Source organism: Mucilaginibacter sp. P2_A4 (assembly GCF_056405015.1).
In genome coordinates, this window is the sequence record NZ_JBFUCX010000009.1 from 295,354 (window position 1) to 320,215 (window position 24,862).

Annotated in this window: 26 protein-coding genes; 5 read left to right on the forward strand and 21 right to left on the reverse strand. The window is 43.7% G+C overall.

Annotation, left to right across the window (positions count from 1 at the left end):
- Positions 1–10 precede the first annotated feature (10 nt).
- From soxC to AC1DYB_RS17985, 12 genes are all read right to left on the reverse strand, one after another.
- Entirely contained in the window at positions 11–1,255 is a 1,245-nt protein-coding gene (gene soxC / locus AC1DYB_RS17930) for a sulfite dehydrogenase (RefSeq protein ID WP_477436956.1), read from the reverse strand.
- An 8-nt stretch (positions 1,256–1,263) separates the two neighbouring features.
- Complete coding sequence (locus tag AC1DYB_RS17935) at positions 1,264–1,881, reverse strand: c-type cytochrome (RefSeq protein ID WP_477436957.1); 618 nt, start codon at positions 1,879–1,881, stop codon at positions 1,264–1,266.
- 12 nt (positions 1,882–1,893) lie between these two features.
- Positions 1,894–3,150: a YeiH family protein gene (locus AC1DYB_RS17940; RefSeq protein ID WP_477436958.1), complete on the reverse strand. Its 1,257-nt coding sequence runs from the start codon at positions 3,148–3,150 to the stop codon at positions 1,894–1,896.
- A gap of 117 nt (positions 3,151–3,267) precedes the next feature.
- Positions 3,268–4,881 (reverse strand): hypothetical protein, encoded by a 1,614-nt coding sequence (locus AC1DYB_RS17945; protein WP_477436959.1) that lies wholly within the window; start codon positions 4,879–4,881, stop codon positions 3,268–3,270.
- 27 nt (positions 4,882–4,908) lie between these two features.
- Positions 4,909–6,270 (reverse strand): DoxX family protein, encoded by a 1,362-nt coding sequence (locus AC1DYB_RS17950; RefSeq protein ID WP_477436960.1) that lies wholly within the window; start codon positions 6,268–6,270, stop codon positions 4,909–4,911.
- Between the two features lie 132 nt (positions 6,271–6,402).
- Positions 6,403–7,758, reverse strand: a complete 1,356-nt coding sequence (locus AC1DYB_RS17955) for a RagB/SusD family nutrient uptake outer membrane protein (protein ID WP_477436961.1) — start codon at positions 7,756–7,758, stop codon at positions 6,403–6,405.
- A 14-nt stretch (positions 7,759–7,772) separates the two neighbouring features.
- The gene (locus AC1DYB_RS17960; protein WP_477436962.1) at positions 7,773–10,907 is read right to left on the reverse strand and encodes a SusC/RagA family TonB-linked outer membrane protein; all 3,135 of its coding nucleotides are present in this window, start codon (positions 10,905–10,907) and stop codon (positions 7,773–7,775) included.
- A gap of 535 nt (positions 10,908–11,442) precedes the next feature.
- On the reverse strand, positions 11,443–12,021 hold the full coding sequence (locus AC1DYB_RS17965; RefSeq protein WP_477436963.1) for a YdeI/OmpD-associated family protein: 579 nt from the start codon (positions 12,019–12,021) through the stop codon (positions 11,443–11,445).
- Positions 12,022–12,061: 40 nt separating this feature from the next.
- A complete protein-coding gene (locus tag AC1DYB_RS17970) occupies positions 12,062–12,619 on the reverse strand; it encodes a DUF4256 domain-containing protein (RefSeq protein WP_477436964.1) in 558 nt (185 codons plus the stop codon).
- A 13-nt stretch (positions 12,620–12,632) separates the two neighbouring features.
- Positions 12,633–13,022, reverse strand: a complete 390-nt coding sequence (locus AC1DYB_RS17975; RefSeq protein ID WP_477436965.1) for a DoxX family protein — start codon at positions 13,020–13,022, stop codon at positions 12,633–12,635.
- A 6-nt stretch (positions 13,023–13,028) separates the two neighbouring features.
- Complete coding sequence (locus AC1DYB_RS17980) at positions 13,029–13,496, reverse strand: SRPBCC domain-containing protein (protein WP_477436966.1); 468 nt, start codon at positions 13,494–13,496, stop codon at positions 13,029–13,031.
- A 6-nt stretch (positions 13,497–13,502) separates the two neighbouring features.
- Positions 13,503–13,826 (reverse strand): ArsR/SmtB family transcription factor, encoded by a 324-nt coding sequence (locus AC1DYB_RS17985; protein ID WP_477436967.1) that lies wholly within the window; start codon positions 13,824–13,826, stop codon positions 13,503–13,505.
- 285 nt (positions 13,827–14,111) lie between these two features.
- Here AC1DYB_RS17985 and AC1DYB_RS17990 point away from each other — a divergent pair, with 285 nt between their 5' ends.
- Complete coding sequence (locus AC1DYB_RS17990) at positions 14,112–14,783, forward strand: ABC transporter ATP-binding protein (protein ID WP_477436968.1); 672 nt, start codon at positions 14,112–14,114, stop codon at positions 14,781–14,783.
- A 149-nt stretch (positions 14,784–14,932) separates the two neighbouring features.
- On the opposite strand, the gene AC1DYB_RS17995 is transcribed toward AC1DYB_RS17990, so the two are convergent.
- The gene (locus tag AC1DYB_RS17995; RefSeq protein ID WP_477436969.1) at positions 14,933–15,325 is read right to left on the reverse strand and encodes a DUF1801 domain-containing protein; all 393 of its coding nucleotides are present in this window, start codon (positions 15,323–15,325) and stop codon (positions 14,933–14,935) included.
- 52 nt (positions 15,326–15,377) lie between these two features.
- The gene (locus AC1DYB_RS18000) at positions 15,378–15,779 is read right to left on the reverse strand and encodes a DUF5655 domain-containing protein (RefSeq protein WP_477436970.1); all 402 of its coding nucleotides are present in this window, start codon (positions 15,777–15,779) and stop codon (positions 15,378–15,380) included.
- 82 nt (positions 15,780–15,861) lie between these two features.
- Here AC1DYB_RS18000 and AC1DYB_RS18005 point away from each other — a divergent pair, with 82 nt between their 5' ends.
- On the forward strand, positions 15,862–16,362 hold the full coding sequence (locus AC1DYB_RS18005; protein ID WP_477436971.1) for a VOC family protein: 501 nt from the start codon (positions 15,862–15,864) through the stop codon (positions 16,360–16,362).
- A 351-nt stretch (positions 16,363–16,713) separates the two neighbouring features.
- Here the strand turns inward: AC1DYB_RS18005 and AC1DYB_RS18010 are convergent, their stop codons facing one another.
- The 7 genes from AC1DYB_RS18010 to AC1DYB_RS18040 all read right to left on the reverse strand — a co-directional run bounded on the left by AC1DYB_RS18010 (position 16,714) and on the right by AC1DYB_RS18040 (position 23,363).
- Positions 16,714–17,469, reverse strand: coding sequence for a potassium channel family protein (locus tag AC1DYB_RS18010; RefSeq protein ID WP_477436972.1), 756 nt, complete (start codon positions 17,467–17,469; stop codon positions 16,714–16,716).
- A complete protein-coding gene (locus AC1DYB_RS18015; protein ID WP_477436973.1) occupies positions 17,460–18,371 on the reverse strand; it encodes a hypothetical protein in 912 nt (303 codons plus the stop codon). Before AC1DYB_RS18015 ends, AC1DYB_RS18010 begins: the two co-directional genes overlap by 10 nt.
- Positions 18,372–18,486: 115 nt before the next feature.
- Positions 18,487–19,320, reverse strand: coding sequence for a DUF4238 domain-containing protein (locus tag AC1DYB_RS18020; protein ID WP_477436974.1), 834 nt, complete (start codon positions 19,318–19,320; stop codon positions 18,487–18,489).
- A gap of 123 nt (positions 19,321–19,443) precedes the next feature.
- The gene (locus AC1DYB_RS18025; RefSeq protein WP_477436975.1) at positions 19,444–20,241 is read right to left on the reverse strand and encodes an FRG domain-containing protein; all 798 of its coding nucleotides are present in this window, start codon (positions 20,239–20,241) and stop codon (positions 19,444–19,446) included.
- A 352-nt stretch (positions 20,242–20,593) separates the two neighbouring features.
- A complete protein-coding gene (locus AC1DYB_RS18030; RefSeq protein ID WP_477436976.1) occupies positions 20,594–21,313 on the reverse strand; it encodes a hypothetical protein in 720 nt (239 codons plus the stop codon).
- A gap of 568 nt (positions 21,314–21,881) precedes the next feature.
- Positions 21,882–22,247 (reverse strand): Arm DNA-binding domain-containing protein, encoded by a 366-nt coding sequence (locus AC1DYB_RS18035; RefSeq protein WP_477436977.1) that lies wholly within the window; start codon positions 22,245–22,247, stop codon positions 21,882–21,884.
- Between the two features lie 615 nt (positions 22,248–22,862).
- Positions 22,863–23,363, reverse strand: coding sequence for a DUF1003 domain-containing protein (locus AC1DYB_RS18040; protein ID WP_477436978.1), 501 nt, complete (start codon positions 23,361–23,363; stop codon positions 22,863–22,865).
- 148 nt (positions 23,364–23,511) lie between these two features.
- Here AC1DYB_RS18040 and AC1DYB_RS18045 point away from each other — a divergent pair, with 148 nt between their 5' ends.
- The 3 genes from AC1DYB_RS18045 to AC1DYB_RS18055 all read left to right on the forward strand — a co-directional run.
- Positions 23,512–23,796, forward strand: coding sequence for an RNA polymerase sigma factor (locus AC1DYB_RS18045; RefSeq protein ID WP_477436979.1), 285 nt, complete (start codon positions 23,512–23,514; stop codon positions 23,794–23,796).
- Between the two features lie 486 nt (positions 23,797–24,282).
- Positions 24,283–24,444 carry a hypothetical protein gene (locus AC1DYB_RS18050; protein ID WP_477436980.1) on the forward strand — a complete coding sequence of 54 codons (162 nt, stop codon included), beginning with the start codon at positions 24,283–24,285 and terminating at the stop codon, positions 24,442–24,444.
- Between the two features lie 35 nt (positions 24,445–24,479).
- The coding region (locus AC1DYB_RS18055; protein WP_477436981.1) for a flavodoxin family protein at positions 24,480–24,862 on the forward strand (383 nt) is incomplete at its 3' end.

The window sequence follows — 24,862 nt, forward strand, 5'->3', positions numbered from 1 at the left end:
GGCTAAAATCTTACTTATAATTCTCCGGCTTAAACAGCACACTGCCATCCCGCTTAATTTGCCAGGAGGTTACAGGGTTCATGTGATAACCGCCGAGATCATTGCCCCGGGCCGCCACCAATTGGCTGATGGTAGGTTGCACGTAACCGGTTTCGTCAACAGCCCTGCTCAATATCTCTGTTTCATCGCCATTCCACTGCCATAGATGACGGAAATAGGTATGCGCTTTATCCAGCACAGGTTCCTGCAGCCTGGCTGCGTTCCATGTTTTTCCGGCATCTGTGCTAATATCAACCTGAACAATCTTACCCCGGCCTGTCCATGCTATACCACGAATTTCAATCCATCCCCGTTCAACTTTCTGAGGATATGACGGAAAGGTTATGATTGACCGCGCATCCATCTCAAAGCTGAACATTCTGATCTTTCCATTAACCGGGTAAGTATATTTTGATGTTTCTTCACGGGTGAAATAAGGCTGATCGGAAATCTCGATGCGCCGTAACCACTTTACATTGGTATTGCCTTCCCAGCCGGGAAGCAGCAGACGGGCAGGATAGCCTTGCTCGGGCCGGATTGCTTCACCGTTTTGGCCATAGGCGATAAAAGCATCTTCCATCCCCTTCTTAAGCGGAATACTCCGTGTCATGACAGAGGCATCTCCGCCTTCGGCCAAAAACCAGGTAGCTTTTGGGTTCACCCCTACTTCCCTTAATAAGGTTGATAGCATTACCCCTGTCCATTCACTCTGGCTGGTAAGTCCCAAAATATCCTGGGGAGTCATAGCCTCTTTACCCGTACGGAAGTTGCCCGCGCATTCTAAAAAGCAGGTGCGCGTAAATGACGGAAAGCGTTTAAGATCGTTCAGGCTGAACTTCATAGGCCGCTCAACCATTCCGTGAATCAGCAGTTCATATTTATCGGGTGCGATATTTGGAATCCCTGCGTGATGGCGCTCGAAATGCAGATCAGACGGTGTAATGGTGCTGTAAAAGTCCTGCAGAGGGCTGCGGGACGAGATATCAGAGGCCTTACGCACGGGACTTTCGAACGGCGACCGCTTACCCAGCTTACCGGGCGGGATGCCCAATTTTTTAGTTGGATCATCAACGGCCGGCACACCCACCTGTATATATTTTGCAAATGAGGATGTAACCGGTAAAATAGCCGCCACCATGGCGCAGCCCAATAAGGTGCGGCGGCTTATCTTTTTTTCAATTATTTTTCCTGCAGAATTATTCTTTGACTGTTCCATTTAAGGGCTTATTTAACTTCCGGACCGCCTTTGCGATCATCAACTATAAATAGCTTTTTGGCGGGCATCTCAATTTGCCACAAATTTTGCGCGTTCAGCACAGTTTCGGGCCTGATTATCTTATTGGCACTCAGCAGAAAAGCAGTAAGGCTATAAACCTCATTATCGGTCAGTGAACCGGGTTGCGTATAGGGCATAGTACGCCGCATGTAATCAAACAACGTAGTTGCATAAGGCCAGTAATTGCCGATGGTTTTGGGTTTGCTGGCTGCTGCAGTATCACTCACCAAAGCCGGACCCATTAACTTAATTCCCGGCGTTTCCAGACCCGTAGTACCATGACAGGCCGCGCATTTTACAACATAAATAGCTTTTCCCTGGGCTGCATTACCTGTCCCTACCGGCAGTCCTTTACCATCCGGACGAACATCGATATCCAGTTTAACGATATCCTGGGGACTTGCTATACAGCCAAAACCGAAGCTCTTAGGCCATTTGCCGGTATCGGTTGTTGCACCATATCCAGGGCTAAAATAACCTCGCTTTTCTGATGTCATTACCCCGATAATAATCAGACCCGTTATAACAGCAACATATTTTTTATTTAAATGAAGCTTTACATTCATCGTTTACATTGATTAAAACAATATGAATGCAATACCCAGCGTAATGAAAATATTAAAAGTTTGGGCAATAAGGAACGCGTAAAGTGGCTTCTTGCTATTCTCGTTAAACAGATCGGCAAAATTGGTTTCGAGGCCTATACTTGTAAATGCCAGTGCGAACCATAAGCCCTGCAAGTTTTTCAAACTATCCTTTACCGTTGCCGCGGCAGCCGGTGAAAGAAAGAACGAGAACAGCAGAGAGGCACCGATAAAACCTAATACAAATTTAGGAAAGCGTTCCCAGATCACTTTAAGCGTTGGTTTGGTAGCTTTATCTTCTCCCGCGGGATGTTTAGTGTAGGTCCAGTAAATGGAGATAGCAAAAGCAGCCAGGCCAAGCAACACATTCTGCGAAAATTTCACAATGGTGCTGATCTTTAAAGCTACTTCGCCCACCAGCGAACCCGAGGCCACCACTGCCCCGGTAGTGTCAATACTACCACCAAGCCACGCTCCGGTAACTTCCTGCGAAAAATGAAAATAATGGGCGATGATAGGCATAAAGATCATCATCGGGATAGCGGTGATCAATACCATCGAAATAACATAGGATAACTTTTTAGAGTCGCCCTTGATGGCTCCCGCTGTAGCAATAGCTGCCGATACACCGCAAATAGATACCGCGCTGGATATCATCATGGCTATCTCATCATCCACCTTGAGCTTTTTGCACACCCAAAAAGCAAAATACCATACCGATGTAACTACCGCCAGGGCCTGTATCAACCCTAAAGAACCTGCCTTTAATATATCGCCGAATATGACGCTGGTACCCAACAACACCAGGCCTATTTTAACAAACAGCTCGGTTGATAGCGATGTTTTAAGCCACTCCGGCAGTTTGATAAAATTGCTGATCAGCAAACCTAAAACAAGACTGAATATAACGGCTTCGAGGTTTAAAGCTTTGGCCTGGCTACTGCCGGCCAGTATTAAAGCTATAATGGTAATTATATATACCAGCGGAAAACCTAAAGCATAGTTTTTAATGGATTTGCCCGTAATGAGGGCACCGATACCGCCAATAACAATGACGAAGCCAAACTGGACAAGTACTTTAATTAAATTGGCCGAGCCGAGGACCTTCCCGGTTAGTTCCGCGCTGTCTTTCCAGGCAAAAGCAGGTACGGGTAAAAGCAGGCCTGCCAAAGACAGAATGATAATTAATGAGCCTAAAATAACTACTGCCCAGTCTTCGTGCAATGTTAGTTTAGTGGTGGTGGTTGACATAAGTTGAGAATTTTACTGTGTGATAATTGAGTGATAAATTTATTTATTATAATTTGGTTTTAACTATGGATTGCATCCTTACGGGCTCATTGCCCAAATGGACTAACTAATGTTTCGTTAATATTTCCCTGCTACTAATTTACTATCTACCAGTGCATAAGGACGATTAACACGTTCCAGTACAATATAGACATCATTTTTCTTATCGTCCTTACCGGTCAGCACAATGTGCGATCCGCTGGCATCGGCAGTATAACTCAATACCATATGGGCGCGTTTGCGTTTATCCTTCAGTTCCTGGGGTATACCGCGTTCGCGGCGTGTTGATTGCGCTGCGGGATCTATAGCGGTAACCTCATTGCGGATATTAGCCTTTGCTTCGGCCGGGATAAACGATTTTGCTGTTTTATCCCCGGCATTATTATCCCGGCCCCGGTTGCCGCGCCTTCCTTTACCTTTAGTAGACTCGGGCAATTTATCCTGCAGGTAAAGCACCTTGTTAACGGTATCTGCATCGTAATAAAAAACCCTTTTGCCCCCTGCTACACCGGTTAACTCAAAAGTACGGTTAACATCACGCATGGGAGCTCCGCCGCCGTTAGATAGGTCGAGCCTTAATGGTTTGTGAATGTTAAAGGTTAACGACGACCATTTCTCAAACGTTACCCGCTGCCAGCGAACGGAATCTAAAGGCGAATAAGGAATGTCCTGCCCGTTCAGTTTAAACTCGCTTACATTGTAGTTACCGCGCAATTGTTTTAAACCGCTGGTAGCCGGTTGCTTATACGGATCATATTTAAAGTTCACATATTGTAAATAGAATAACCAAACCAGGAAAATACCTATGGTTGCCGTTTTTAAAACAATGCGGCTTATTTTAAGCCATTTTTTAGTGAGCACCGGGATCAGCACCGGCGGTACGGTAAAACGCTCTTTAACTAAAAGATTATAAACCGGCACCGCATCGTACCATATTAAAAATCCCGCAAATAGTACAAAGTACGAGGCATAAACATGCACACCACCGTCATAGGCAAAGTTTACATAAGTAATATCGCCCAGGGCGCCTAAAAGCAATACAGCGCCAAATGTGGTGGTTTTGCGGAAAAACAGCATAGTGCCTGCAGCAAGTTCAACCACGCCGGCAAATACCTGGTACCAGGGTACAATACCTACAGAAAGCCAATAGATTTTTTGCGCCGTAAGATCGCCGAAATGAGCGTTGAGTACACCTAATGAAGGGTATGGCATTTGAACCGGGAAAAGCTTTGTAAAACCGAACCCAATTATACCGATGCCCGCCCTGTAGCGTACTATTACGCGCAGCCAATAATACAGGTCGCGATATGCCGTCCTTTTACGGTCAATAGCCGTCCAAATGAGGCCGCCGATTATACCTATGCCCAATGCTTCCACCCAGTCGATATAGCCTAACAAATTATAAGCGGGGTTTTGAAACTTATAAATACTGGGCGAAAAGCGGGCGATATCATACAGGTCGCGGTAATGCAGGTGAAACCAGTTGATGGTGACTAAGTTATTCCACCATTCGCCTGTTACCGGGATGCACATGATGAACAGGAAAATGAATGCTATACGAAAGCTCACCAATTGAGCTGTTGTCCATGCCTTGCCTGGCTGTCCATTTACGGCGGGTTCAGTTAGCGTTTTTTTATCCGTTGAGCCTTTTTTAAGATCAGCGGGTTCCTGGGTAATTACTGTTGTTGCCATGATTAATATTTTTGAGAATTAACGCCATTAAAGTTTAAGTGCCTTGTTCCTGCCCTGTTTTGCTTCCTGCAAAAGGTATTTCTTGTTGATCCTATCCAGCTGTACATATACAGAATCTCGGTTAGGGCTGATACCTCTAAGGATGATCTTACCGTTTTCAGGTTTGGTGTAATGCAGGGTGAACTGATCGGCGGCGTAATTGCTGTTCTTATTTTTGAGCCTTAACTCTTGTTTAACAGTATCTGCCACATAGCTGTAATAAGCCCTGCCGCTGGTGCCATTAACTTCGTAATTGCGCTGTTGATCGTTAACGCTTATTTCTTCGGTACTGGCAGTATCAACTTTATATTTTTTAACTGAGCCAATGCTGATGGTTGCCCATTTTTCAAAAACAACATCGTTCCACCGGTTAGTATCAGTTTGCGAATAAGGCAACGGTTTGTTGTTCAACCTAAAATCGCTTACATTATACAAACCGGCAAATCCTGCCAGGCCCTTTGCCTGCGGATATTGATAAATATCATGATGGTAAGCAGCGTAAGTTTTGTACCCGTACAGTATGATAAAAAAGAAGATAAACAGACTTTTTAATACCAGCCGTGGGGTTTGCCATTGCTTACTTAATGAAGGCTTTAATTCATTAGGTTGTGTTGGCTTGCGCAAAGCCACGAGGGTATAAATACGCTGCGCGTCATAAACCGTCAGGAACAATGCTATGCTGATGAGGTAGAGCGCATAAATTCCCTCGCCGCCATCATAAGCCAGGTTGGAGATGAACACATTGCCGGTAAATACCAAAATAATCACCGCACCAAATGTGGTTGTTTTGCGGAACAGCAATAGTATGCCGACCACGATCTCCACCAAACCCAAAAACGACTCGTAACCAGGTACAATACCAAGACTTAATGAAAACAGCTTCCAGCGGTTAAAATCACCATAAGCGGTATTGAGGTTACTCAATGATGGCAGTGGCGATTGCAGCGGGAAAAATTTGATAAAGCCATAGGCAACAATGCCAATAGCCAGGCGATAACGCAATATTACCCGTAACCAGTAATAAAGGTTGTTATAGTTTTCGCTCTTTTTATCGCGGATGCTCCATATAGCTGTTCCAATTAAAGCTATAGCTGCTATCAATGCCCAATCGGCAAGGGTAGCTAATCCCCAGGTTCCGGGCGTGCTGCTGCCTGATATAAATTGCGGCGTGTAACGGCTAATGTAAAAAATGTCGCCGAAATGCAGGTTTGCCCATTGAATACGAAACAGGTTGCCAAAGTATTTCCAATCGAGCGGAAGCGCCTGCAGCAAAAAGTAAATGAAGAAGAAACGAAAAATGGTCTTTTCGTATTCCTTCCATTTGGTTTGGTTGGTGGTTAAAGTGCTCATTTTAATTTTATGTTTAATTGATTTAGAAGACGCCGGGGGCAGATTCGAACTGCCGTAAAAGGTTTTGCAGACCTCAACTTAGCCACTCAGTCACCCGACTTTTTTTGTCCTTTTAAAAATTCATTTCAACTATTAATAACCGGGATTTTGCGTAAGCGATGGGTCAACATTCAATTGATCTACCGGGATGGGCAATACATATTTTTTTGCATCAGCCACGCCCAATACGGTAGCGGCCCTGCCGGTGCGTACCAGATCAAACCAACGGTGACCTTCAAAGGCAAACTCAATACGACGCTCATTTTCGATCGCTAACAGTACATCATCTTTAGAAACTGCCGTGGTGGCAATTAAACCTGCCCTATCACGCACTGCATTCAGGTCGGTGCGGGCATCATCCAGTTTACTTTGCTGGGCCCGGGCCTCTGCGCGGATGAGATATAATTCGGCAATACGAATAATGTAAGCCGGATCGGTAGCCGGGCTGCGATAGTAAAGGTTACCATACCACAAACCGGCAGATGTTTTGGCCACCAACGCGCTGCGGTTACCACCAATGGTTGGATCATTAACCAAAGTGATAAAGGTATTATTGGGTGCCCACTGGCGTGTACCACTGTTTGCAGGTGGCTGCCATTGCCCGCGGTGCCCATTGGTATAGGTTGCACTGTAAGCAAGCTCAAAAACAGATTCTCTTGTACCCACCACGTTATTGGCAAACCAGGAGCCGTATGGTTTTAGTAATGCATAGTTCTTAGTATCGGCAAGTACCAGTGTGGCATAATTTTCGGCATTGGCCCAATCTTTTTGATACAGGTAATACCTTGCCTTTAAAGCATAAACTGTTTCTTTATTAGCCCTTACCGGATTTTGAGCTGTTGGTAATGGCAGTAAAGGTTCGGCGGTGTTCAGATCGCTCAATACCTGCGCGTAGGTTTGTTCAACAGTGCTGCGTTGTATCCCATTTTTATCCGATGCGGATAGTGTTGGAGCAGTAACTATTTGTACGCCGCCCCAGGTGCGGGCAAGGTCAAAGTAGCATAAAGCCCTGATGAAATAGGCCTCACCCAAAAGCTGGCTCTTTTCTGCCGCAGTCAATGATCCATCGGTAACTCCGGGGAGTTTGGCAATTACATAATTGGCCCGGTTGATGGTAGCGTAAATAGCCAGCCAGATACCAGACACAGTTGCGTTATCTGCTTTTACATTGTGATCAATAAATTGCTGTACGATGGATTGTGAACCTGTCCATTGCACGTTATCGCCTGACAGATAACCAACTGACACAAAGTTTACACCGTAATAATTATCGGCAGACAGTGCCCGGTAAATGCCGCGAACAGCGGTTTCGGCCGACGCGCGGTCAAAAATGGTTTGCGTATCAGATACAGAATCCTTTGGCTGCACCTCCAGGAATTTTTTGCAGGAAGCCAGCACTACAAGGGCTAAAACAGGTATTATATATTTTATAGTTTTTAATATTTTCATGATCATGGACCTCCTTATAAAGTAATGTTTACACCTAACTGAACCGTGCGCGGCTGTGGTGGCGTGCCAAGATCAATACCTTGCACATCCTGCCCGCCGCCTACGTTTGTTTCCGGATCAGGACCTGTGTATTTGGTGAAAAGCAACAGGTTGGTACCCACCACGTAAAAGCGCAATGACTGTATGTCAATTTTTTGCGTAAGCGATTTTGGTAGTGTATAGCCGATGCTTAATGATTTAAGCCGGATGAATGATCCATCCTCTAAAAAGCGGCTGTTTTGCTCGAGTGTGTAGTTGTTGCCATAAGCTGTAAGGCGCGGTACATCGGTTATGTCGCCGGGTTTCTGCCACCTGTTAAGCTGGCTGGCAAAAATTACACGGTTGGCATCGCGGGTACCACCGCCTTCGCCAAAAAAGCGATTGAGGTTAAGCACTTTGTTGCCCTGTTCAAAGCTGAATAAAAAACTGGCATCAAAGCCCTTGTAAGTAATGGTATTGCTCAGCCCACCAAAGAACTTCGGCAACGCGTTACCTACAATCTGGCGGTCGGCGGTATTGATAACACCATCTTTATTTACGTCTTGAAATATGGCATTACCAGTTTGCGGATCAACACCCGTTTGCTTGTACATCCAGAAGGAAAACATAGAATAACCTTGTTGCATCCGGATCCAATCGCGGCTATATTGATTAATAGGTACCGGTAGCGATGTGATCTTATTAACGTTACCCGATATATTGAAGCTGCTTGACCATGTCAGATCTTTGGTTTTAATATTGATTGAGCTGATACTTACCTCATATCCCTTGTTACTTATTTTACCAACGTTGCTGTAGTAGGTATTGTATCCGGTAATCTCGGGCACGGGCAATTGCAGTAACAAATTGCTGGTTTGTTTAGAGTACAGGTCGACAGCTAAATTGAGGCGGTTGTTTAACAAACCGATATCAAAACCAACGTTTGCCTGGGCAGTACGCTCCCATTTCAGGTTAGGATTAGCTAACTGCTGGGGCGCGGTTCCTGCTTTATCGCCACCGGTTACGTTATCCGGGTAGCCTGCCCCACCTGTCCATAAACCCTGGGCCGCAAAGTTATTGATGCCGGCCTGGTTGCCGGTAACGCCGTAACTGGCACGTAACTTCAGGTCGCTGATTGCATTAACATCTTTTAAGAAGCTTTCTTCCTTAGCACGCCATGAAGCACCCACAGATGGGAAGTAACCCCACCTGTTATTTACCCCAAATTTAGATGATCCGTCAGCCCTGGCACTTACCTCCAGATAGTATTTACTGGCATAGTTGTACGAGATGCGTGAAAAGTAGGATGAAAGATTTCCCTTTGTCCAAGTTTGATTAGCGGTGCGGGTTGAAGCCGACGAAATATCGGTATAAGCATTGTTAGGGAAACCTGATCCTTGCGCCGATGTAAGCTGTACGATATTACTTTGCAGCGTATTACCAACTACTACATCTAAAGTATGTTTTTCGCCGAATAAATGATGATAAGTTAAGGTTTGCTCATTGATCCAGGCGCTGCTTTGAGTTATTGCTGACGTGGCCAATCCATTGGTTGGCGAAGCTCCTAACTGGGTTTTATCATTCCAGTATTCAGTTTCATTATAATTATTATAATCAAGGCTCCAGCTTGTGCGGAATTTTAAGCCTTTCAGTATTTCGATATCAGCATATAAATTACCTATGTAGCGAAGGCTGGCTGTATGTACATTATAATTATTGAGCAACACCTGCAGGTTATCAAAACCAGCATACCTTGCCGGTGTACCATCGGCGTTCACCTCGGGCAGATATGTTGGCGTATGCAAGGCTGATTGCAGCAAACCACCTGCCGGGCCATCGCCAGACCGGGCCTGGTTACGGTACGAACGGGAAATGCTGTTGCTTGTACCCACTTGTACGCGATCGCTTATGCGCTGATCCAGGTTTACTTTAAAACCAAGGCGGCTAAAATCGATCGGTTTGATATCGGCCTCTTGTTTGGTATACCCGGCACCTATATAATATTTGGTATCCTTGCTGCCTCCCTCCAAAGAAAGATCATAGGTAGCAAGATTGGCTGTGCGGAAGATCTCGCCTAAACGATCATATGTTTGTTGATCTGAAGGTAATCCCCTCGGTAAAGGCGTTCCGGTGGGATTATCGCCCAATGCACGGAAAGGGAGATTTTTATAAGTATTGATACCTGCCGTATTACCTGCCGCGATAGCGTCTGCTTCTGAATTGCGGTAAAACTCGTTTACAATTTCGGCGTGTTGGGGGCCTGTAGTGAGCTTCCAGAGCTTTCCTTTGGGCTCCCATGCCAAACCTTGCGAAACGTTAAAATTGATTTTAGGCCTGGAATTGTAATTTCCTCTTTTGGTTGTAACAATAACGACGCCATTGGCACCGCGGGAACCGTAAATGGCTGTTGCGCTGGCGTCTTTTAAAACTTCTATGTTTTCAATGTCATCGGGATTAAGATCTGCAATTGGCGACGTAGCCCGGCCTCCTGTACTAATAGTTTGCAAGCTGGTATTGTTCAAAAAAACACCATCTACAATATACAAAGGATCGTTACTAGCATTAATGGATGTGGTGCCGCGTACACGTATAAAAATACCATCGCCGGGAACACCGGTATTTGAGTTGATCTGTACCCCGGCCGCCTTACCCTGCAGCTGCGCATCAAAACTGGCAACAGGAATCTGTTTTACTTCATCGGCTTTTATAGTAGATACCGAGCTGATGAGGTCTTTGCGGGTTTTGGTGCCGTATCCTACTACAACCACATCATTTAGCTGTTGCGGAATAGGTTTAAGATAAATTTCGACGGGGCTGCCGTTTACTACGATTTCCTGCTGCTCAAAGCCGATAAAACGAATGACAAGCGTATAAGGAAATTTTTGACCTGTAATGAAATCAAAACGACCTTCGGCGTTTGTTGACACCTCGTGTGTTGTGCCTTTGATGGTTACTAATGCACCGGGCAACACATCTTTGGATGCTGCATCATAGACCCGCCCTTTTAAAATTGAGTTGATAGTTGCCGGTGGCTCCTGCTGCGCCGATAGCGTGAAAGGTATTGAAAGAAATAATAAGAACAGGAATTTTGGTAAAAACGTTATATTTTTTTTACGGATAAATATTTCCATATTTAACGAGGTTTTAAGTAAATGATTAATGCTTTTGCTTAAGCTTAAATGAAGATCAATGAGTGATTGGCGTTACGTAATTGATCTTTCATTGCCGAACCGGCAAGGCTTCCTTGCCGGTTTAATTTTTAGGAGTAGTATATTTTATTTCATAAGCGTTTATCACCTTAATTTTTAACTGTATAGCCCATAGCGATACAGGGCGGATATAGACCCGCCATCATCAATTTTATCAATTAGAAGTTATTGTTTATAACAACAACAAGCCTGTACTTTTAGAGAAGCAGGCATTCGTTGGTTGCATTTTGAGATTACTCTTTGTTTGGTAAAAGGAGTATTCATTACTTTGTTTGCTTGTTGTTATAGCGCAAACATAGAAATTAATTAATAAACTACAAAATCTATAGACTTTATATTTATTTTGTTACAAAAGGAGAATTATAAGGCCACTGAAAGCTTTGTAACGCCGGACGGCACAGGTGGTCTGAAATAGATGATACCACAATCAAGAATAGAAAAACGGAAGAGTTGTTCTTCAATCATTTAATCCTTGGCCCTCAAGAATTTGTTGCATACATTTTTCAACCCTTGCCTCGCGGGTTTTGGATTGTTTAGGTGCGGCAAAATGCAACAAGTATGCTTTCTGCCGTCCCGGCGTTAATGCATTAAAAGCAATTTTCAGTGCAGGCATCTCGTCTAATTTATTTTGAAATTCTTCGGCAACGGTAAATTCTGCAGTCTTTTTAAAATCCACTTTTAATCCGGCCTTTTCCACTTCAATGGCTTCATAGATATAAGCTTTCAAAATGGGTAACGTCTCAACTATTTCCCCGACGTTGGTAAACCTGATTTGGCGCGCGGCTTGCACATTCTCTGTTTGTTGCACCAAAATACCATTGGCATCATTTAACAAGGCGCCTTTAAAAAACAAAATCGCGCAGTATTCTTTAAATGTGTGTATTAAAACGATGTTAACTCCTTGAAACGTATAACAGGGAACGCCCCACTTCAATTCTTCGGTGAGTCCACAATTGAGAATGATCATTCTCAATTGTTCCAGTTCCTGCTGCCATTTTTTGCCGTTATTGAAATAAAAATCAACCTTAGGATTCATGATGCGCCTGGTTATAGTTATTAAACTTTCTGTACAAAACTCAGACCCGTAGCGAGCCCCGGAAGCCCCTGGCTGCGTAATAGGATTCTGCTCCGTTATGATAAAGAAAAACGGTGTCGTAGCGACGATCGCAAAAAACAGCCCCACCAAGTTTCCTGATATCGGCCGGGGTTTTTACCCAGCTGGATGTTTTCAAATCAAACTTCCCAAGTTTTTGCAATTCCCGGTATTGTTCTTCTGTTAACAGTTCTATACCAATGGCAGCCGCTACATCAATAGCCGTATTTTCTGGCTTAAATTCTTTCCTTGCCTCATGCGCTTCACGGTCATAGCAAAGGCTTCTGCGGCCCTTAGGGCTTTCGGCCGAACAGTCATAAAAAATATATTCGCCCGATTTTTTATCATGATCAACAACATCCGGTTCACCGCCGGTTTGTTCCATTTCATTAAGCGACCATAGTTTTTCAGTATTAACTTCCAGTTTAGCTTGTACGTCGCCCCATTCAAGGCCGAGGTGACGGCTCATATTTTTCTCAAAACGGGCTTTCAATACTTTGAGTAATTCTTCACTTTGCTCTGATGACAATTTAGGTTTCATAAGGTTTATTTTATTAATTAACGGAAATGATCTTTCTATCTGCAGGCCTGAAATACCACGATACCATTGTAAGGATCAGCAACAGCAGCGAGGGAAATATTTCTTTAATGTAACCACCCAAAGCGATATGCGAAAGTATCGCTCCAGACATGATAAAGAAAAAGCCTGCATAAGCCCATTCCTTTAACAAAGGCAATTTAGGAATAAGCACCGTTACAACGCCTAAAATTTTCCAAACACCTAAAATTGTTAAAAGATAAATGGGATAACCCAAATGTATAATGCTATTGGCCCCTCCCTGCCCCTCTTTCATTTTGAGCAATTGTACTGCAGCGGTGGATACCATTCCTAATGCAAGCCAGATGGTAGCAACCCAATAAATGATTTTATTTCGCTTTGTCATGGTATCTTATTTTAATTTGCTTACGGTATCTTGAAGACGGTTATGTGCCATATTAAGCCCCTGGGCAAAGGGAAGCTGCAACATCTGGTCGCGGTGCGCCACAGATTTATATACAATGTGAATGTTAATCTTGCTGGTATCGTTGGTAAGTTTTTCAAATTCCAAAAACTCCAGCTGAACGGGAAAAGGTGTGTTCTCCATTTCAAATGTCCGTGTAATTTTCTGGTTCGGAACAAACTCGTGAATCACGCCATTGGCCCTGAATACCACGTTTCCTTTTGCATCTGCTGTTTCAAATTGCCAGCCGCCGTGCTTTTTTCCTTCAAGTTTCAGCACTTTGGTTCCCATCCATTGTTCCACAATTTCGGGTTCTACATGGGCTTTAAAAAGTAATTCCAACGGCAAATCAAATTCCCTTGTAATTACCAGGTACTGTTTGCCATCTTCGGCGGCAATCTTTGTTTTTAGTTCCATAATATGCTATTTTTTAGGTTTGTAGTTTTTCATTATGGATTCCAGTTTGTTAAACCTGTCATCCCACAATTGGCGGAATGGCTCGATAAAGTCGGCTACGTCTTTCATTTTTTTTGCATTGATGAGGTAGTAAATTTCTCGGCCATTTTGCTTTTGCTCAAGCAATTCGCACTCGGTGAGTATTTGCAGGTGTTTGGAAACGGTTGGTCTGGCAGTATCAAAGTTTGAGGCTATCGCTCCGGCAGTCATGGATTGTGCGGCAACCAACAGTAGTATAGCCCTTCTTGTTGGGTCGGCTATGGCTTGAAATACGTCTCGTCTTAAATTCATTGCGTAGCTATTTGACTACAAATATAAATGTAGCTATTTAACTACGCAATTTTTTTAGCATTTTTTTTGCTGGATATGTAGAATCAATTATTCCAAGGCTCAGATAGCAAGCATCGTCAAAGAGTATGTGTATCATCCCGTTTTTATTATCCACAAATAGTGATTTTGATATTATATTTCCATAAATTTATAGTAATCAACTATTTAGTTCGTCAATTTAAAAAAAACAGAATACTGAATAGCGCTAGCTTTATAATGATTTTAACACTCTAAAATCTGAAGCATATGATAAAGATCTCTGATATCGAAAAATGCTACCATATCGATGAACAGGATATTGTGGCATTAAACAAACTGTCCATCGAGGTTGATGAAGGCGAATTTGTGGCGATCATGGGCCCATCTGGCTGCGGAAAATCAACCCTGCTGAATATCTTAGGGTTTCTTGACGATTCCGATAGCGGAAGCTATGTTTTCAACGGCGTTGAAGTAACTCATTTTAATGAGCGTAAACGCGCGGAACTGCGCAAGCAAAATGTCGGCTTTTTATTCCAGAATTTCAACTTGATCGATGATTTGACCATTTTTGAAAATGTAGAACTTCCGATGATCTACACCGGTTTACCAACCTCAGTACGTGCAAAGCGGACTGAAGAAATATTGGATAAAATGCATATCGATCAGCGCCTCAAAACATATCCACGGCAACTATCTGGTGGGCAGCAGCAGCGCGTTGCTCTGGCAAGGGCGGTAGTGAACAGGCCTAAATTGATACTTGCAGATGAACCAACAGCAAATTTAGACCATGACAACGGCAAGGAAGTTATGGACTTACTGGACGAACTGAATAAAGATGGGGCAACTATCATAATGGTTACACATTCTGAAAACGATGCTAAATATAGTCACCGGGTTATCCGGTTGCCTGATATTCCGATATCGATAAAAAAGCAATAGTTTACAAAAAAAGCGGACGATCAATGATTATCCGCTTTGTACGCCCACCTGGGACTTTCACCTGTGGCGAAAAAATTATCGCGCAAAAAATTGCTTTTTCCTTGAGGATATCCCCCCCTTTAGCGCCTTACGAATGCGACCTTCGTGATTTATTTTTTCTTTCGATTTTCGAGCATGGTGGCGATGCTGATAACGGAGCAATCAGTAATTAATGCGGTTAAGATTTTTGGCGGTAACGCTTCCTCATCCGTGAAATTGATACAACCTTTTTGCAATTTAGCGGCGGGTAACAAGGCGGCGTATTTGGCATGCAGGGACGGGTTCATATAAATCGGCAGACAATGCAACGACATATGGTTCTTGGTGCTGGCCAACCCATATTTCATATAGGAGCGCTCTTCATAAAGGATCATTTCCTTGCCCATCATTGGCTTTATAACCGGGACCACGGTCGGGTCATTCGCCAGTATTGCTTCATGGAGCGTAGTTAAGATGGCCTGCCTCTCCGCTGGCGCACTGCTGATGTATTCGGTTACGGTCATGGATTTATTTTATCGGTTATTATTCATTAGTTTTTGTTAGTGACTGGCTTTTTTATAACAGCCGATAGGATTCCCGAAGATAATTAAATAAAGCCGGCCGCAGATCATCGAGCATCGCGATCCGGATATGATTTTCAAATTTATTGCCCAAGGCTATACTTTTAAGAACGGGTTTTTCCGGGTGTGCCACGCTGGAATAAAACTTCAGGTCCAGCTCCTTTTTTAACGGCCGGATCACCAGGAAGGTTAACCGCCGGGTAAAGACGATGCAGTTCGGCGTGGTGCCGACGAGCACGCCGTCCCAATCCGCGACTTCTGCAAGCAGCCTATCAAACACCAACACCAGTTCCGGCGGGCGGCCCAGGAACAAACTATCCAAGCTGACCCGCGCGCAATAATGCCTTTGCTCCGGCTTGGGGAATTCCCGCTCACATTTAGGACAGATCCAACTCATAAGCTATGAAGTTAGGATTTAGATCCTCAAAAATAAAATCGCAATCACATATTACTTATCTTTAAAGCATAAACCAGATATCATGAAAAAGTTTACACTTCTCGGCTTGCTTTGCTTTGCCTTTTTGCTGGGCTATGGGTACAGCCGTTTTACCAACCCTGTCAATAAAGGCCCGCGGGTAACGGGTATCGGCGGTATTTTCTTTAAGGCTAAGGATCCTAAGGCGCTGAAGGCATGGTATGAAAAAAACCTGGGTATGCGCATGGTGCAAAGCGGCACAAACTTTGAATGGCACCAGGGCGTAGACAGCACGAAAAAAGGCTTCACCTTATGGGCCCCCTTTAAGGAGACGAGCAAATATTTCCAGCCTTCTGAAAAGCAATTTATGATCAATTATCGCGTAGAGGGCTTAGCTCAGCTATTAGTGAATCTGAAAGCAGCAGGCGTTTTACCGACAGATTCGGTTGAAAAAGCCAGCTATGGCAGCTTCGTCCACCTGATGGATCCGGAAGGCAATAAGATCGAACTATGGGAACCCAATGATGTGCAATATGCGAAGCTGGGCACCATAACCACCAAATAGACTTCGCATTGCAGCAAGCCCCGGCCATCACCGGGGCTTTTTCTTTTGTTCAATAGCTGCCCAGCCTTCTGCGTGATCCATTCTTCACGGTGGTGGTGCTCCATAGGTTGGAGTATGGAGTTTAGAAACAAAAAGCCGCTTTCTGATACAGAAAGCGGCTTTTTTACTTAGTGCGCCCAAATGTGCAGTTCTCGAACCATTTTGTGAATGATTTAAGAAGTTTGGCGGCATTGACTTAGCATTTTGTTTTTAAGGGCGGTTCGAGTCCAAACTTTCATCCCTAGGTCTTAAAAGCAGTCATGGCCATCAAGATAATGGAGAAAAACGGTGACGCTTCGATTGAGTTCAGCGCTAGGGGTTGTCATCGGCAGCCTGGTCAGCGGGCGAGGCAGTTGCAGGAGCAGCTAGTGCTCCTGTTCCCAATTTTCCGGCTAGGTTAGCAATAAACATGACGATAAAGACCAAAGAAATCATGACCTGCGCAATCACAATCTGCTGGATGTAATCATCTTTCGGGCTAATATCGCCGTAGCCAATGGTAGCTGCGGTAATGAAACTGAAATATATGGCTTGGGATGGGGTCAGGTGTTTATCAGCATAGGTCAGACTGTCGTTGATAATAAACTTTGAAGGCAATGTTAAATGGTTGCTGCCGCGGTCTGCATAGGTGTAGATGGCGGCAAAGCAAAGGCACATTTCTACAAAGTTGCATAAGGTAAGCAGCAGGTTGCGCTGATAGCTGAAGGGCTCGCTCCAAATATCCCGCAGGAAAATTCCGGACAAGAGCGCGTATAGGGTTTCAACGGCCAACCAGATCAGGATATACATTAAAATCCCGTAATCAATGGTGTGGTGACTGAGCAGCCACCAAGACAGCACAACCTTTAGGATGACATAAATTTCGATCAGCGTCCGGCGGACGAAGATGTGGCAATCATCCGTAGCGGCTTTGATCCAGTTGCCGGGAAACATCCACCAGGGTGTATATACTAGCAGCATGCGGATCAGCCATTCGATGCCGAAGGCAGCCTGGCGTTCGTTACAGCGGACGATGCGCCGGTATTCTTTTTGTTTTTTGACGAATGGGTGCGGATCTCTTACTGCCATGGGGTCACATAAATCTCTTCGTAGCTGTTGACCTCTATAAATTCGAGGCCGACACTGCGCATAAACAATTTTTTGCCGTCAAGCGCTTCGTCGAGATCTGTAGGCGCTTTAGCGACATACCAGCCTTTTTTAACGCGGTCCGGGAATTTCTTAAAGTATCGCGCGCGTTCGATCAAGAGCCAGCGGATAAACACTTCGTTTTCTTCCAACGAGAGGCCGAACACACAAAGGTCCTTGTTAAAAATCACATGCAGCCAGGAGTTGAAGCCGCGCCACAGGTGCTGGTCTTTTGCATTGAAGGGGTTATTTTCTCCTTTATGCAGGAAATTACGGGCACGGTCGACGCAGCCCATGTAATGGGTCAGCCCCAGCCGAATGCTGCGCGGATATTTGACAAAGCCGTTGATATACCAGACGCCAAAGCCATTAGCCGGGTTGGTTAGTTGTTCCTTTCCGTAATAGGTTGTCCAAGGATAAAAATCGGTGAAGGTTTTGCTATCCATGTAATATTGACGGAGGTCGCCCGCAGCTGGCAGGATCATATCGAAGTTGGTGGTTAGCACCGGCGCATTGAGCTCCATGGCTTTATGGATAAAATGCTCGTGGTGCTGCCGGTAGTTCCAGTCATTCATAATTGCTGCGGCTTCCTTTTGGATGGCGTTGGCCTGAACGGCTTCGGGGCCGTTGTTGGAAAGGTCGAGCAGGTCATAAAATTCGGTTAGCGTGATGCCTTTGGGCACCCGGTCTCCTCCAAAGGCATCGGGTGCAAACCTTTGCCATAGCTGCAGGAGCAGGTGATCCCAGGAAATGGCGTCTGGATTATTGGGGTAGCGGTTGATGCCGTTGCCGACGATGAAGGCGATATCATGACGGTTACGGGCAATAATTTCTTTAAGTGACATAAGGCGAACGGTTTAGTAAGGCTAAATATAGAGATGACTTTTTACCGAAAGTACTTTTTAATCAGCGCGCGCCAGAATTTTTTCAGGCCGGTAGGCTTTTTCTGCGGGTTGCTTATCAATTGAACGCCATGCCGGTCGTTAACCAGGATGGTGTTTGCGTCGCCTTTTTCTTGCAAATGCTGCAGGACTTCCTGGATGATTTTCTTCCGGTCTTCTTCCAGGGATTCATCGATTGGATCGGCTCGGGTTGAAGCGGGTGCTTGTCTACGAAGTAACGCAGGTATTCCTCGTTCTCACAGGCGATGTAACGGCAGAAACGACTACAGCATAATACATTCAGTTCTTCAATGGCTTGCCCCCAGACTTCGGTCAGGATGTCGTGGGGTACGCCGCGTTCAAAGCTGATAATTATATTGCTGGTGACAGGAAAATAAATTTTCAGGTCGAGCGAACCAAATTCGCGTTGGTCGGTGGAGTGAAGGGCTACCGGCTGGTCGGGTAATACGAAGTACTGGCCGGGCTGACGATGAAAATAGATATGGAGATTTAAATCACTAAGGTCTTTGACAAAGCCCTGGATGGATTTGATGCTTTCCATAAAGAAAAAATCTTTGTTTAGGTTGACTGTAAAGTCGATATCCGTCGGCAGACCTTGTAATTGCAGCTGCATATAGGTCATGGTCATGACGAACCGGACCTGGGATAAATAAATCTCATTGATCTTATTGGGTGCCCTCAAATGGGAAAGAATGCAGAATTTAAGGATATGGTAATGCTCCTCTACGTTTAATAGTTCAGGCAGCCCGCTGGTTTGCGCCAAACGGGCGATCAGGTTATTGATTGCCACCGATGCGGGCGTTTCATAGTAATCATCAAAAAAATCTTCCATCTTGGCGCTGTAAGTGCCATCCTTTTTTGAGGCGGTAGAGGTGCTTCTGAACAAAGCCATCTTTGGTAGATATCGACAATATCTTTTGTTCCTGGTGGTCGTAGCGAAAAAAGGATATTTTATCGGCGCTGAAATGCTTGCAAAGGAAGTCAGAAATATAGTGGTGTCTTTTTTTGGTCATGGCTAACGAAGTGGAGTGACGATGCGTTTAAAATAGTTTTTTACAGAAACGTTTATGGCGTCATTGCCGGTAATATGAGTATCGTACCAATCCAGGATATGCGAGATCACCTCGTCGCCGGCGGGATGCAGCAGCTTTGGGTTCTGGTATAGATCCTTGTCCTCCTGGGTAAGCGCAAACGAATGCCAGGATGGCTGGTAGCGGTCTGAAAAATCCTGGTTTTTAAGATCAAGGGCGGGGGTTCCCCAGAGCACATAAGCGCTTTGGAGTTTAGCGCGGTTGCCAAACATCTGCGTCAGATCGAAATATTGATCTTCCACATTTTTTGCTTCCAGCACCATAAGCTGACCGGTATCTCCGGGCGCGCCGGTTGCGGCAAAGCTGGCAGCGACGAGCAGGTCGCTGCTAACATCGAGCATTGAGGTCGCAAAACCGTAGTGCTGCATGATGCCGTTAATGTAGATTTCTACTATTTTGTCTGCACGGGCTGCTTCGGTTGGCCAAAGCGCGTATTTGAGGAACGGGTATAAAGCGTAGGGGTTCAATACGTCCGCCGAAACGGGTTGCAACCCAGTGGTCCAGTAGTTGATCTCGGCAAAGTCGGGATGGTCCTTCAGGCTGCGACTAAAGGTGGTCATGGAAGTTGTCCAGCTGACGGTTCTTTCCCCTCGGTACAAATACTTTGGCTGCGGAGTTAAGGGTGCTTGTAAGGTTTGGAAATCAAAGTAATGCAGAGGAATGAACTCCTGTGGAAATTTGATCTGGAGCGTTTGGATCAGTTGCTTTAATATTGGGGACATGGTACAAGGTTAAGTCTTTCAAATATGTGAATATTTCGGGGGTAATTGTCATTTACATTGCTGTTGGGAGTAATGCTTGCAGCAAAGCCGATTCACTACACTTGCGTTCGGTCGCTCCCTTATAGGCATTTCTATAACCATTTCAGGATGTTTTAAAAAGATTGGCATCTCAAAATCTTGATAAGGCTGTTTGATTCGAGCCCATTCCCTGGACACCTTTCTTGATGGGTTACTTTTTTAACTGTGGACACAGGTGCAAAACCCACACTGCTTTGTGGATGAATTGTTTGAAATAGGCGGTTTTTCAAAAATTCTTCATCGAGATGATGATCCGAATGAAAAATCTTGAAATTTATAATAGAATACATTTGTCGCTTATATCAGAGATACCAAATCGAATCGCCGTGGGTGGCGTTGAATGCTTATTATTTAATATTTTGAGGATGCCGTGGTAAAGCAATTTGAGATTGAGGTTTTTAAGGTCCCAATACAATTGAACAATCAATAGTTCATCTTGAGGTTCGCCCGGCTTTTTGGGTACGTAATCATATAGCCTATAGTTTGTACCACCGTGCGCTACTTCGTTCCGTATCCTAAAACAATAGGTAAGCAATTCCTGTATTCTTTTTGCGTCTGCTTTATTTTCCGCAACAATAACGGATGACACCAATTTCATAATCTCTGTGGAAGTGTTGTTATCGTAAAAACTCTCCAGGGTGAAGACTAAATCTAAGAAATTATCAATTGTTATATAGTCCGAGCGAACACCCTTTAAAAAACGGTAAAACGACCAAATATTTTTGTGCCAGACTTGGGCAATTTGCGGCAAAACAGTTTTCAAAGCCTCTACCCTGTTTTCCTCCAACAATAATGGATAAGAAAAAATATCAGAATGCTCATCCATGATATACTCTCCATCCCCGGCAAAGGATAATAACCCACTTGATTGGGGTTTATGAGATTCATGTGAATTGGAATGGGTCGGGTACGTGATATGAAGCCCTAAAAGAAAGAATGAACAAATATCGCTGGCCAAAGAGATCATTTTACGCCTCATATCTTCAAAATCCATGTTCCAGTTTAACATCTTCTCAATATCAGTTTCTTCGTCAGTCTTTAAATTTTCTATATAAGTATGGTCCCCTTAAAACATTATCTCAACGATGACCAAACCCTTTGCACGTCTCAAATTTCCTCTATCGATAATGTGGTCGAAATCAGGAAAGCTCCCAATTTCCTTAGTCATAATCGCATTTGCTTCATGCGTATTACTCATAGGTGCACTTGTAAAAGGATGGATCTTTATGGATATATGTTTTATTTGCTCAGTAAACGCCTGGTCAAGGCTATACTGACTATCGAATTTTACTGCTCTGTTATAGTATGATGGCTGGGTTAGAAAAACCTCACAGACTTTTGAGATATCAAATTCAAAATAGTTGGTTCTGCTTCAATGTGTGCATTTTCATTTTGAGTTTTTTATTTTAAAATACCCTCTTTTCGGACTTGTAAAGTCAGGCTGGACATTCCGGAGTCCTTGACCACCTCGTTCCGAAAACTACAGACAGGCATTTCCGGAACACTTTGATCATGTCAACTCCTTGAGTGTTAATTGAGATTTTCCTTTCTATAAACACAACCTAGTGCTCTAAAGCGCACGGAATGGCCTGGTCAAGCATGCCGTAATATCCATTATCAGTACCGAAAAAAGCATCCTTGATCGCATTAGGGGTAATTAAACGCCCTTTAAGTTGTAATTGCTGGTAGCAATTGCCTAAAGCCATCCTGACTTGCTCTAATCCGTTATTAATTATTTTCGTTGATTCCGCTTTACCTTTACCCGTTCCACGCCTTAAATCCCAGGCATCCGGATCAATCCATTGCTTTAATGCAAAGTGAATAATTTCTCCGTTTACCGTAATACGCGCGTAAATAGGTGCTTTGCCGTTTTTTAGCTTGTCCGGCCTGATAATAAACTGGATTCCGAATGTGTTTACCGTTTTCATTTTGCTTCCTTCCTTTTCAATTTCATTAATTTTGGTACAAATAGGTATTGAAACCTTCGGTTTTAAGCATCAAAAAGGGGTCAAAATAGTGCAAAAAACACCATCTTTTGAGATTTGTAATTAACTGTAGTACAGTTGATTACAACACTTTTCAATACCTCGAAGGTAAAAATTGAAAACAGGTTACGGAATAGGTATCGTGAAACCCGGAAAAGTTTGATAAAATTTGATATGGCTGAAAATGTAAAAGCCTGTAAATCAATTAATTTACAGGCTTTTTGATATCGATTGATATCCTAAAAGTGCGCCCACCTGGGCTCGAACCTATCTTTATTATTAGCTCATTATCAACAACTTATATAGAAAGTCAATCTTCAGGTGCTTAGTTAGGTGCCCACTTTACTGACTGTTCAAATATACGATTTTCACTGTAAAAGGCATTGGACCAACAAATAATGAATGATTATTTTGCATGGATTTTCAATAACAATTCATTCATCTTAAACTTATAACTATTCTTTGTGTTTAATGAAATGGTCTTGCATCTTAACGAAGATAAAGGCAGGATCTAATAAAAGAATATGCTTAATAGGATAATTACCTCTGTATATAAGGTTATTTAGGTCTTGTTTCTTTCTCGTCTATAGTTTGCTGTAATTTTTTAAGGTCGGTGCTTTTCTTCATTTCTTCCAATTCAGCATCAGACTCACTACTGATGCCCAACTTCTGATGTATCTCATGAAGCATAATAAGCACTTTGGTAATTTCGTCTTCTGCTTTAATGTTAACTTCAAACTCCACCTGCTGCCGTATTTTTTCTATCCTACCCTGCCGTTTTTGGTTTATGAGTACGGAGACGGACAATATGATAGCAAACAAGGATACCATCATTTCCAGTATCGGGAATGGAAAAGGATCAAATGGTTTTAATCCAAGCCAACGCGAATTCCAGCTGATCCAAATGAGAAAAAAAATCAAGCAGCCAATCAGAAACGCCATACTACCCAATGCATTAATGACGCCTACGGCAATCTGATCGCTCCAGGTCTTTGTAAAATCTAAAGAGGATTTTAAGCCTTTTTCTTCACGCGCTACTGTAGTTTTTTTATTTTTCATTTTCTTCTATGATGGGCCTGATAATAAAACAACAACCTACCGAAGAAATAGTTACATCAGTAAAACACAGAAATTCAGTGGCCTAAATAATCCTTCCAGATGTCACTGGCACTAATTATGCATAAAATAAATGCGCCTCCAAATTAAAATGAATTCCAGCAACAAACTTTCTGATTCTGAAATGGTCAAGCTGATCCGATCTCAAAGCAAGGCGGGCGCTGAATCATTATATGATCAGTACGCAGCTGTATTAAATTTAGTAATTCTCCGGATTGTTTGCCAAAAACATGATGCTGACATAATAATGGAAAAAACTTTTGTACAAATCTGGACTACGATCGACCTTTTTAATGAACAGGAAAAAACAATACTGGGCTGGATGCTGACGATTGCTAAAACAGCCGCATCAGGAGAGCAAAGCCCAAAGTTGTGAAGATTAAATCTTAAAAGCATGGCGGCAGCCCCCCGCACAATAAGCTTCTTACAAAAATCGTAGCTGCGCTGATCGTTCAGAATTACTATTGCTTTAAGGCCTTCTTTTTGAGCAGGTCGTTTCCTTCCCTGCAACCTATTTTTCGCCGGATAATAGTGATTGGACCTCAGCACCTCTTCGACATACGCAATGGCTGCCGCGCGCCCCATTGCGACGCCCCCGCTGGTAATCAGGATTTTGCATCCGGACAAGCGGCTTGTACGGTTATAACTGGTTTTTCCGCAGTCCGGTACCGAATCTATTTTTACTTTGCTATCTGCGCCTGGGTTGTGGCCGGCTTTCGAAGAGTAGTTGGGATAAGCTATAATTTACCTATTGCTATAAGGTATGTGGCATGTAGTTTGTTTACTGATATCTGCTAATTTAAAATGGCTTGCGCCGACAGTTCTGATCATTGATGAGGTCGATCCGCTGTAAAGTGAAGAGATGACTTTGGTACAAAAATTAAATCCTGCCGGCGTTACAACAGATGCTAAAAACTATGATGGCGCTACACACGGATTTTGGGGTATGGAAACATTTGTTTCAGAAGCGAAGGATGCAGCAATGTACGCGGCAGGTCATTTGAAAAAAGCATTTGGAATGTAAATGAATTAACAGCCTGTTAACTGAACAACACCTATATGAAAGCATTAATCATTAATTGTACGCTTAAACGTAGCCCTGGATTTTCCAATACGGGAGCAATGGCCGAAAAGGCTGCAGGACAACTAAAAGAACATGGGTTTGAAACAGAGATCATCCGTCTCAATGACTATCACGTGTTAACCGGTAATTCTTCAGATGAAGGAGATGGCGACGAGTGGCCGTTTATCCTGGAAAAGATCAAATCTTGTCAGATATTTATAATTGCAACCCCCATATGGATGGGCAACCTGGCTTCTACTTCTCAAAAAGTAATTGAGCGATTGGACGCTATTTTCCGTGACGAAGAGTTAAGCAGCGAGGAAAACGGGCAGTACATGCCTTATAACAAAGTTGGGGGCTGCCTGATTACCGGCAACGA

Excerpts from the sequence above, each read along its gene's own strand:
- AC1DYB_RS18010 (WP_477436972.1), bottom strand. The coding sequence starts at position 17,469 with ATGGCAGTAAGAGATCCGCACCCATTCGTCAAAAAACAAAAAGAATAC.
- soxC (WP_477436956.1), bottom strand. The coding sequence starts at position 1,255 with ATGGAACAGTCAAAGAATAATTCTGCAGGAAAAATAATTGAAAAAAAG.
- AC1DYB_RS17975 (WP_477436965.1), bottom strand. The coding sequence starts at position 13,022 with ATGACAAAGCGAAATAAAATCATTTATTGGGTTGCTACCATCTGGCTT.
- AC1DYB_RS18050 (WP_477436980.1), top strand. The coding sequence starts at position 24,283 with ATGACTTTGGTACAAAAATTAAATCCTGCCGGCGTTACAACAGATGCT.
- AC1DYB_RS17950 (WP_477436960.1), bottom strand. The coding sequence starts at position 6,270 with ATGAGCACTTTAACCACCAACCAAACCAAATGGAAGGAATACGAAAAG.
- AC1DYB_RS17970 (WP_477436964.1), bottom strand. The coding sequence starts at position 12,619 with ATGAAACCTAAATTGTCATCAGAGCAAAGTGAAGAATTACTCAAAGTA.
- AC1DYB_RS17980 (WP_477436966.1), bottom strand. The coding sequence starts at position 13,496 with ATGGAACTAAAAACAAAGATTGCCGCCGAAGATGGCAAACAGTACCTG.
- AC1DYB_RS18040 (WP_477436978.1), bottom strand. The coding sequence starts at position 23,363 with ATGAAAAATAAAAAAACTACAGTAGCGCGTGAAGAAAAAGGCTTAAAA.
- AC1DYB_RS18045 (WP_477436979.1), top strand. The coding sequence starts at position 23,512 with ATGAATTCCAGCAACAAACTTTCTGATTCTGAAATGGTCAAGCTGATC.
- AC1DYB_RS17940 (WP_477436958.1), bottom strand. The coding sequence starts at position 3,150 with ATGTCAACCACCACCACTAAACTAACATTGCACGAAGACTGGGCAGTA.
- AC1DYB_RS17945 (WP_477436959.1), bottom strand. The coding sequence starts at position 4,881 with ATGGCAACAACAGTAATTACCCAGGAACCCGCTGATCTTAAAAAAGGC.
- AC1DYB_RS17990 (WP_477436968.1), top strand. The coding sequence starts at position 14,112 with ATGATAAAGATCTCTGATATCGAAAAATGCTACCATATCGATGAACAG.
- AC1DYB_RS18025 (WP_477436975.1), bottom strand. The coding sequence starts at position 20,241 with ATGTCCCCAATATTAAAGCAACTGATCCAAACGCTCCAGATCAAATTT.
- AC1DYB_RS17995 (WP_477436969.1), bottom strand. The coding sequence starts at position 15,325 with ATGACCGTAACCGAATACATCAGCAGTGCGCCAGCGGAGAGGCAGGCC.
- AC1DYB_RS17955 (WP_477436961.1), bottom strand. The coding sequence starts at position 7,758 with ATGAAAATATTAAAAACTATAAAATATATAATACCTGTTTTAGCCCTT.
- AC1DYB_RS18035 (WP_477436977.1), bottom strand. The coding sequence starts at position 22,247 with ATGAAAACGGTAAACACATTCGGAATCCAGTTTATTATCAGGCCGGAC.
- AC1DYB_RS17985 (WP_477436967.1), bottom strand. The coding sequence starts at position 13,826 with ATGAATTTAAGACGAGACGTATTTCAAGCCATAGCCGACCCAACAAGA.
- AC1DYB_RS18015 (WP_477436973.1), bottom strand. The coding sequence starts at position 18,371 with ATGTCACTTAAAGAAATTATTGCCCGTAACCGTCATGATATCGCCTTC.
- AC1DYB_RS17965 (WP_477436963.1), bottom strand. The coding sequence starts at position 12,021 with ATGAATCCTAAGGTTGATTTTTATTTCAATAACGGCAAAAAATGGCAG.
- AC1DYB_RS18030 (WP_477436976.1), bottom strand. The coding sequence starts at position 21,313 with ATGGATTTTGAAGATATGAGGCGTAAAATGATCTCTTTGGCCAGCGAT.
- AC1DYB_RS18000 (WP_477436970.1), bottom strand. The coding sequence starts at position 15,779 with ATGAGTTGGATCTGTCCTAAATGTGAGCGGGAATTCCCCAAGCCGGAG.
- AC1DYB_RS18020 (WP_477436974.1), bottom strand. The coding sequence starts at position 19,320 with ATGGCTTTGTTCAGAAGCACCTCTACCGCCTCAAAAAAGGATGGCACT.
- AC1DYB_RS18005 (WP_477436971.1), top strand. The coding sequence starts at position 15,862 with ATGAAAAAGTTTACACTTCTCGGCTTGCTTTGCTTTGCCTTTTTGCTG.
- AC1DYB_RS17935 (WP_477436957.1), bottom strand. The coding sequence starts at position 1,881 with ATGAATGTAAAGCTTCATTTAAATAAAAAATATGTTGCTGTTATAACG.
- AC1DYB_RS17960 (WP_477436962.1), bottom strand. The coding sequence starts at position 10,907 with ATGGAAATATTTATCCGTAAAAAAAATATAACGTTTTTACCAAAATTC.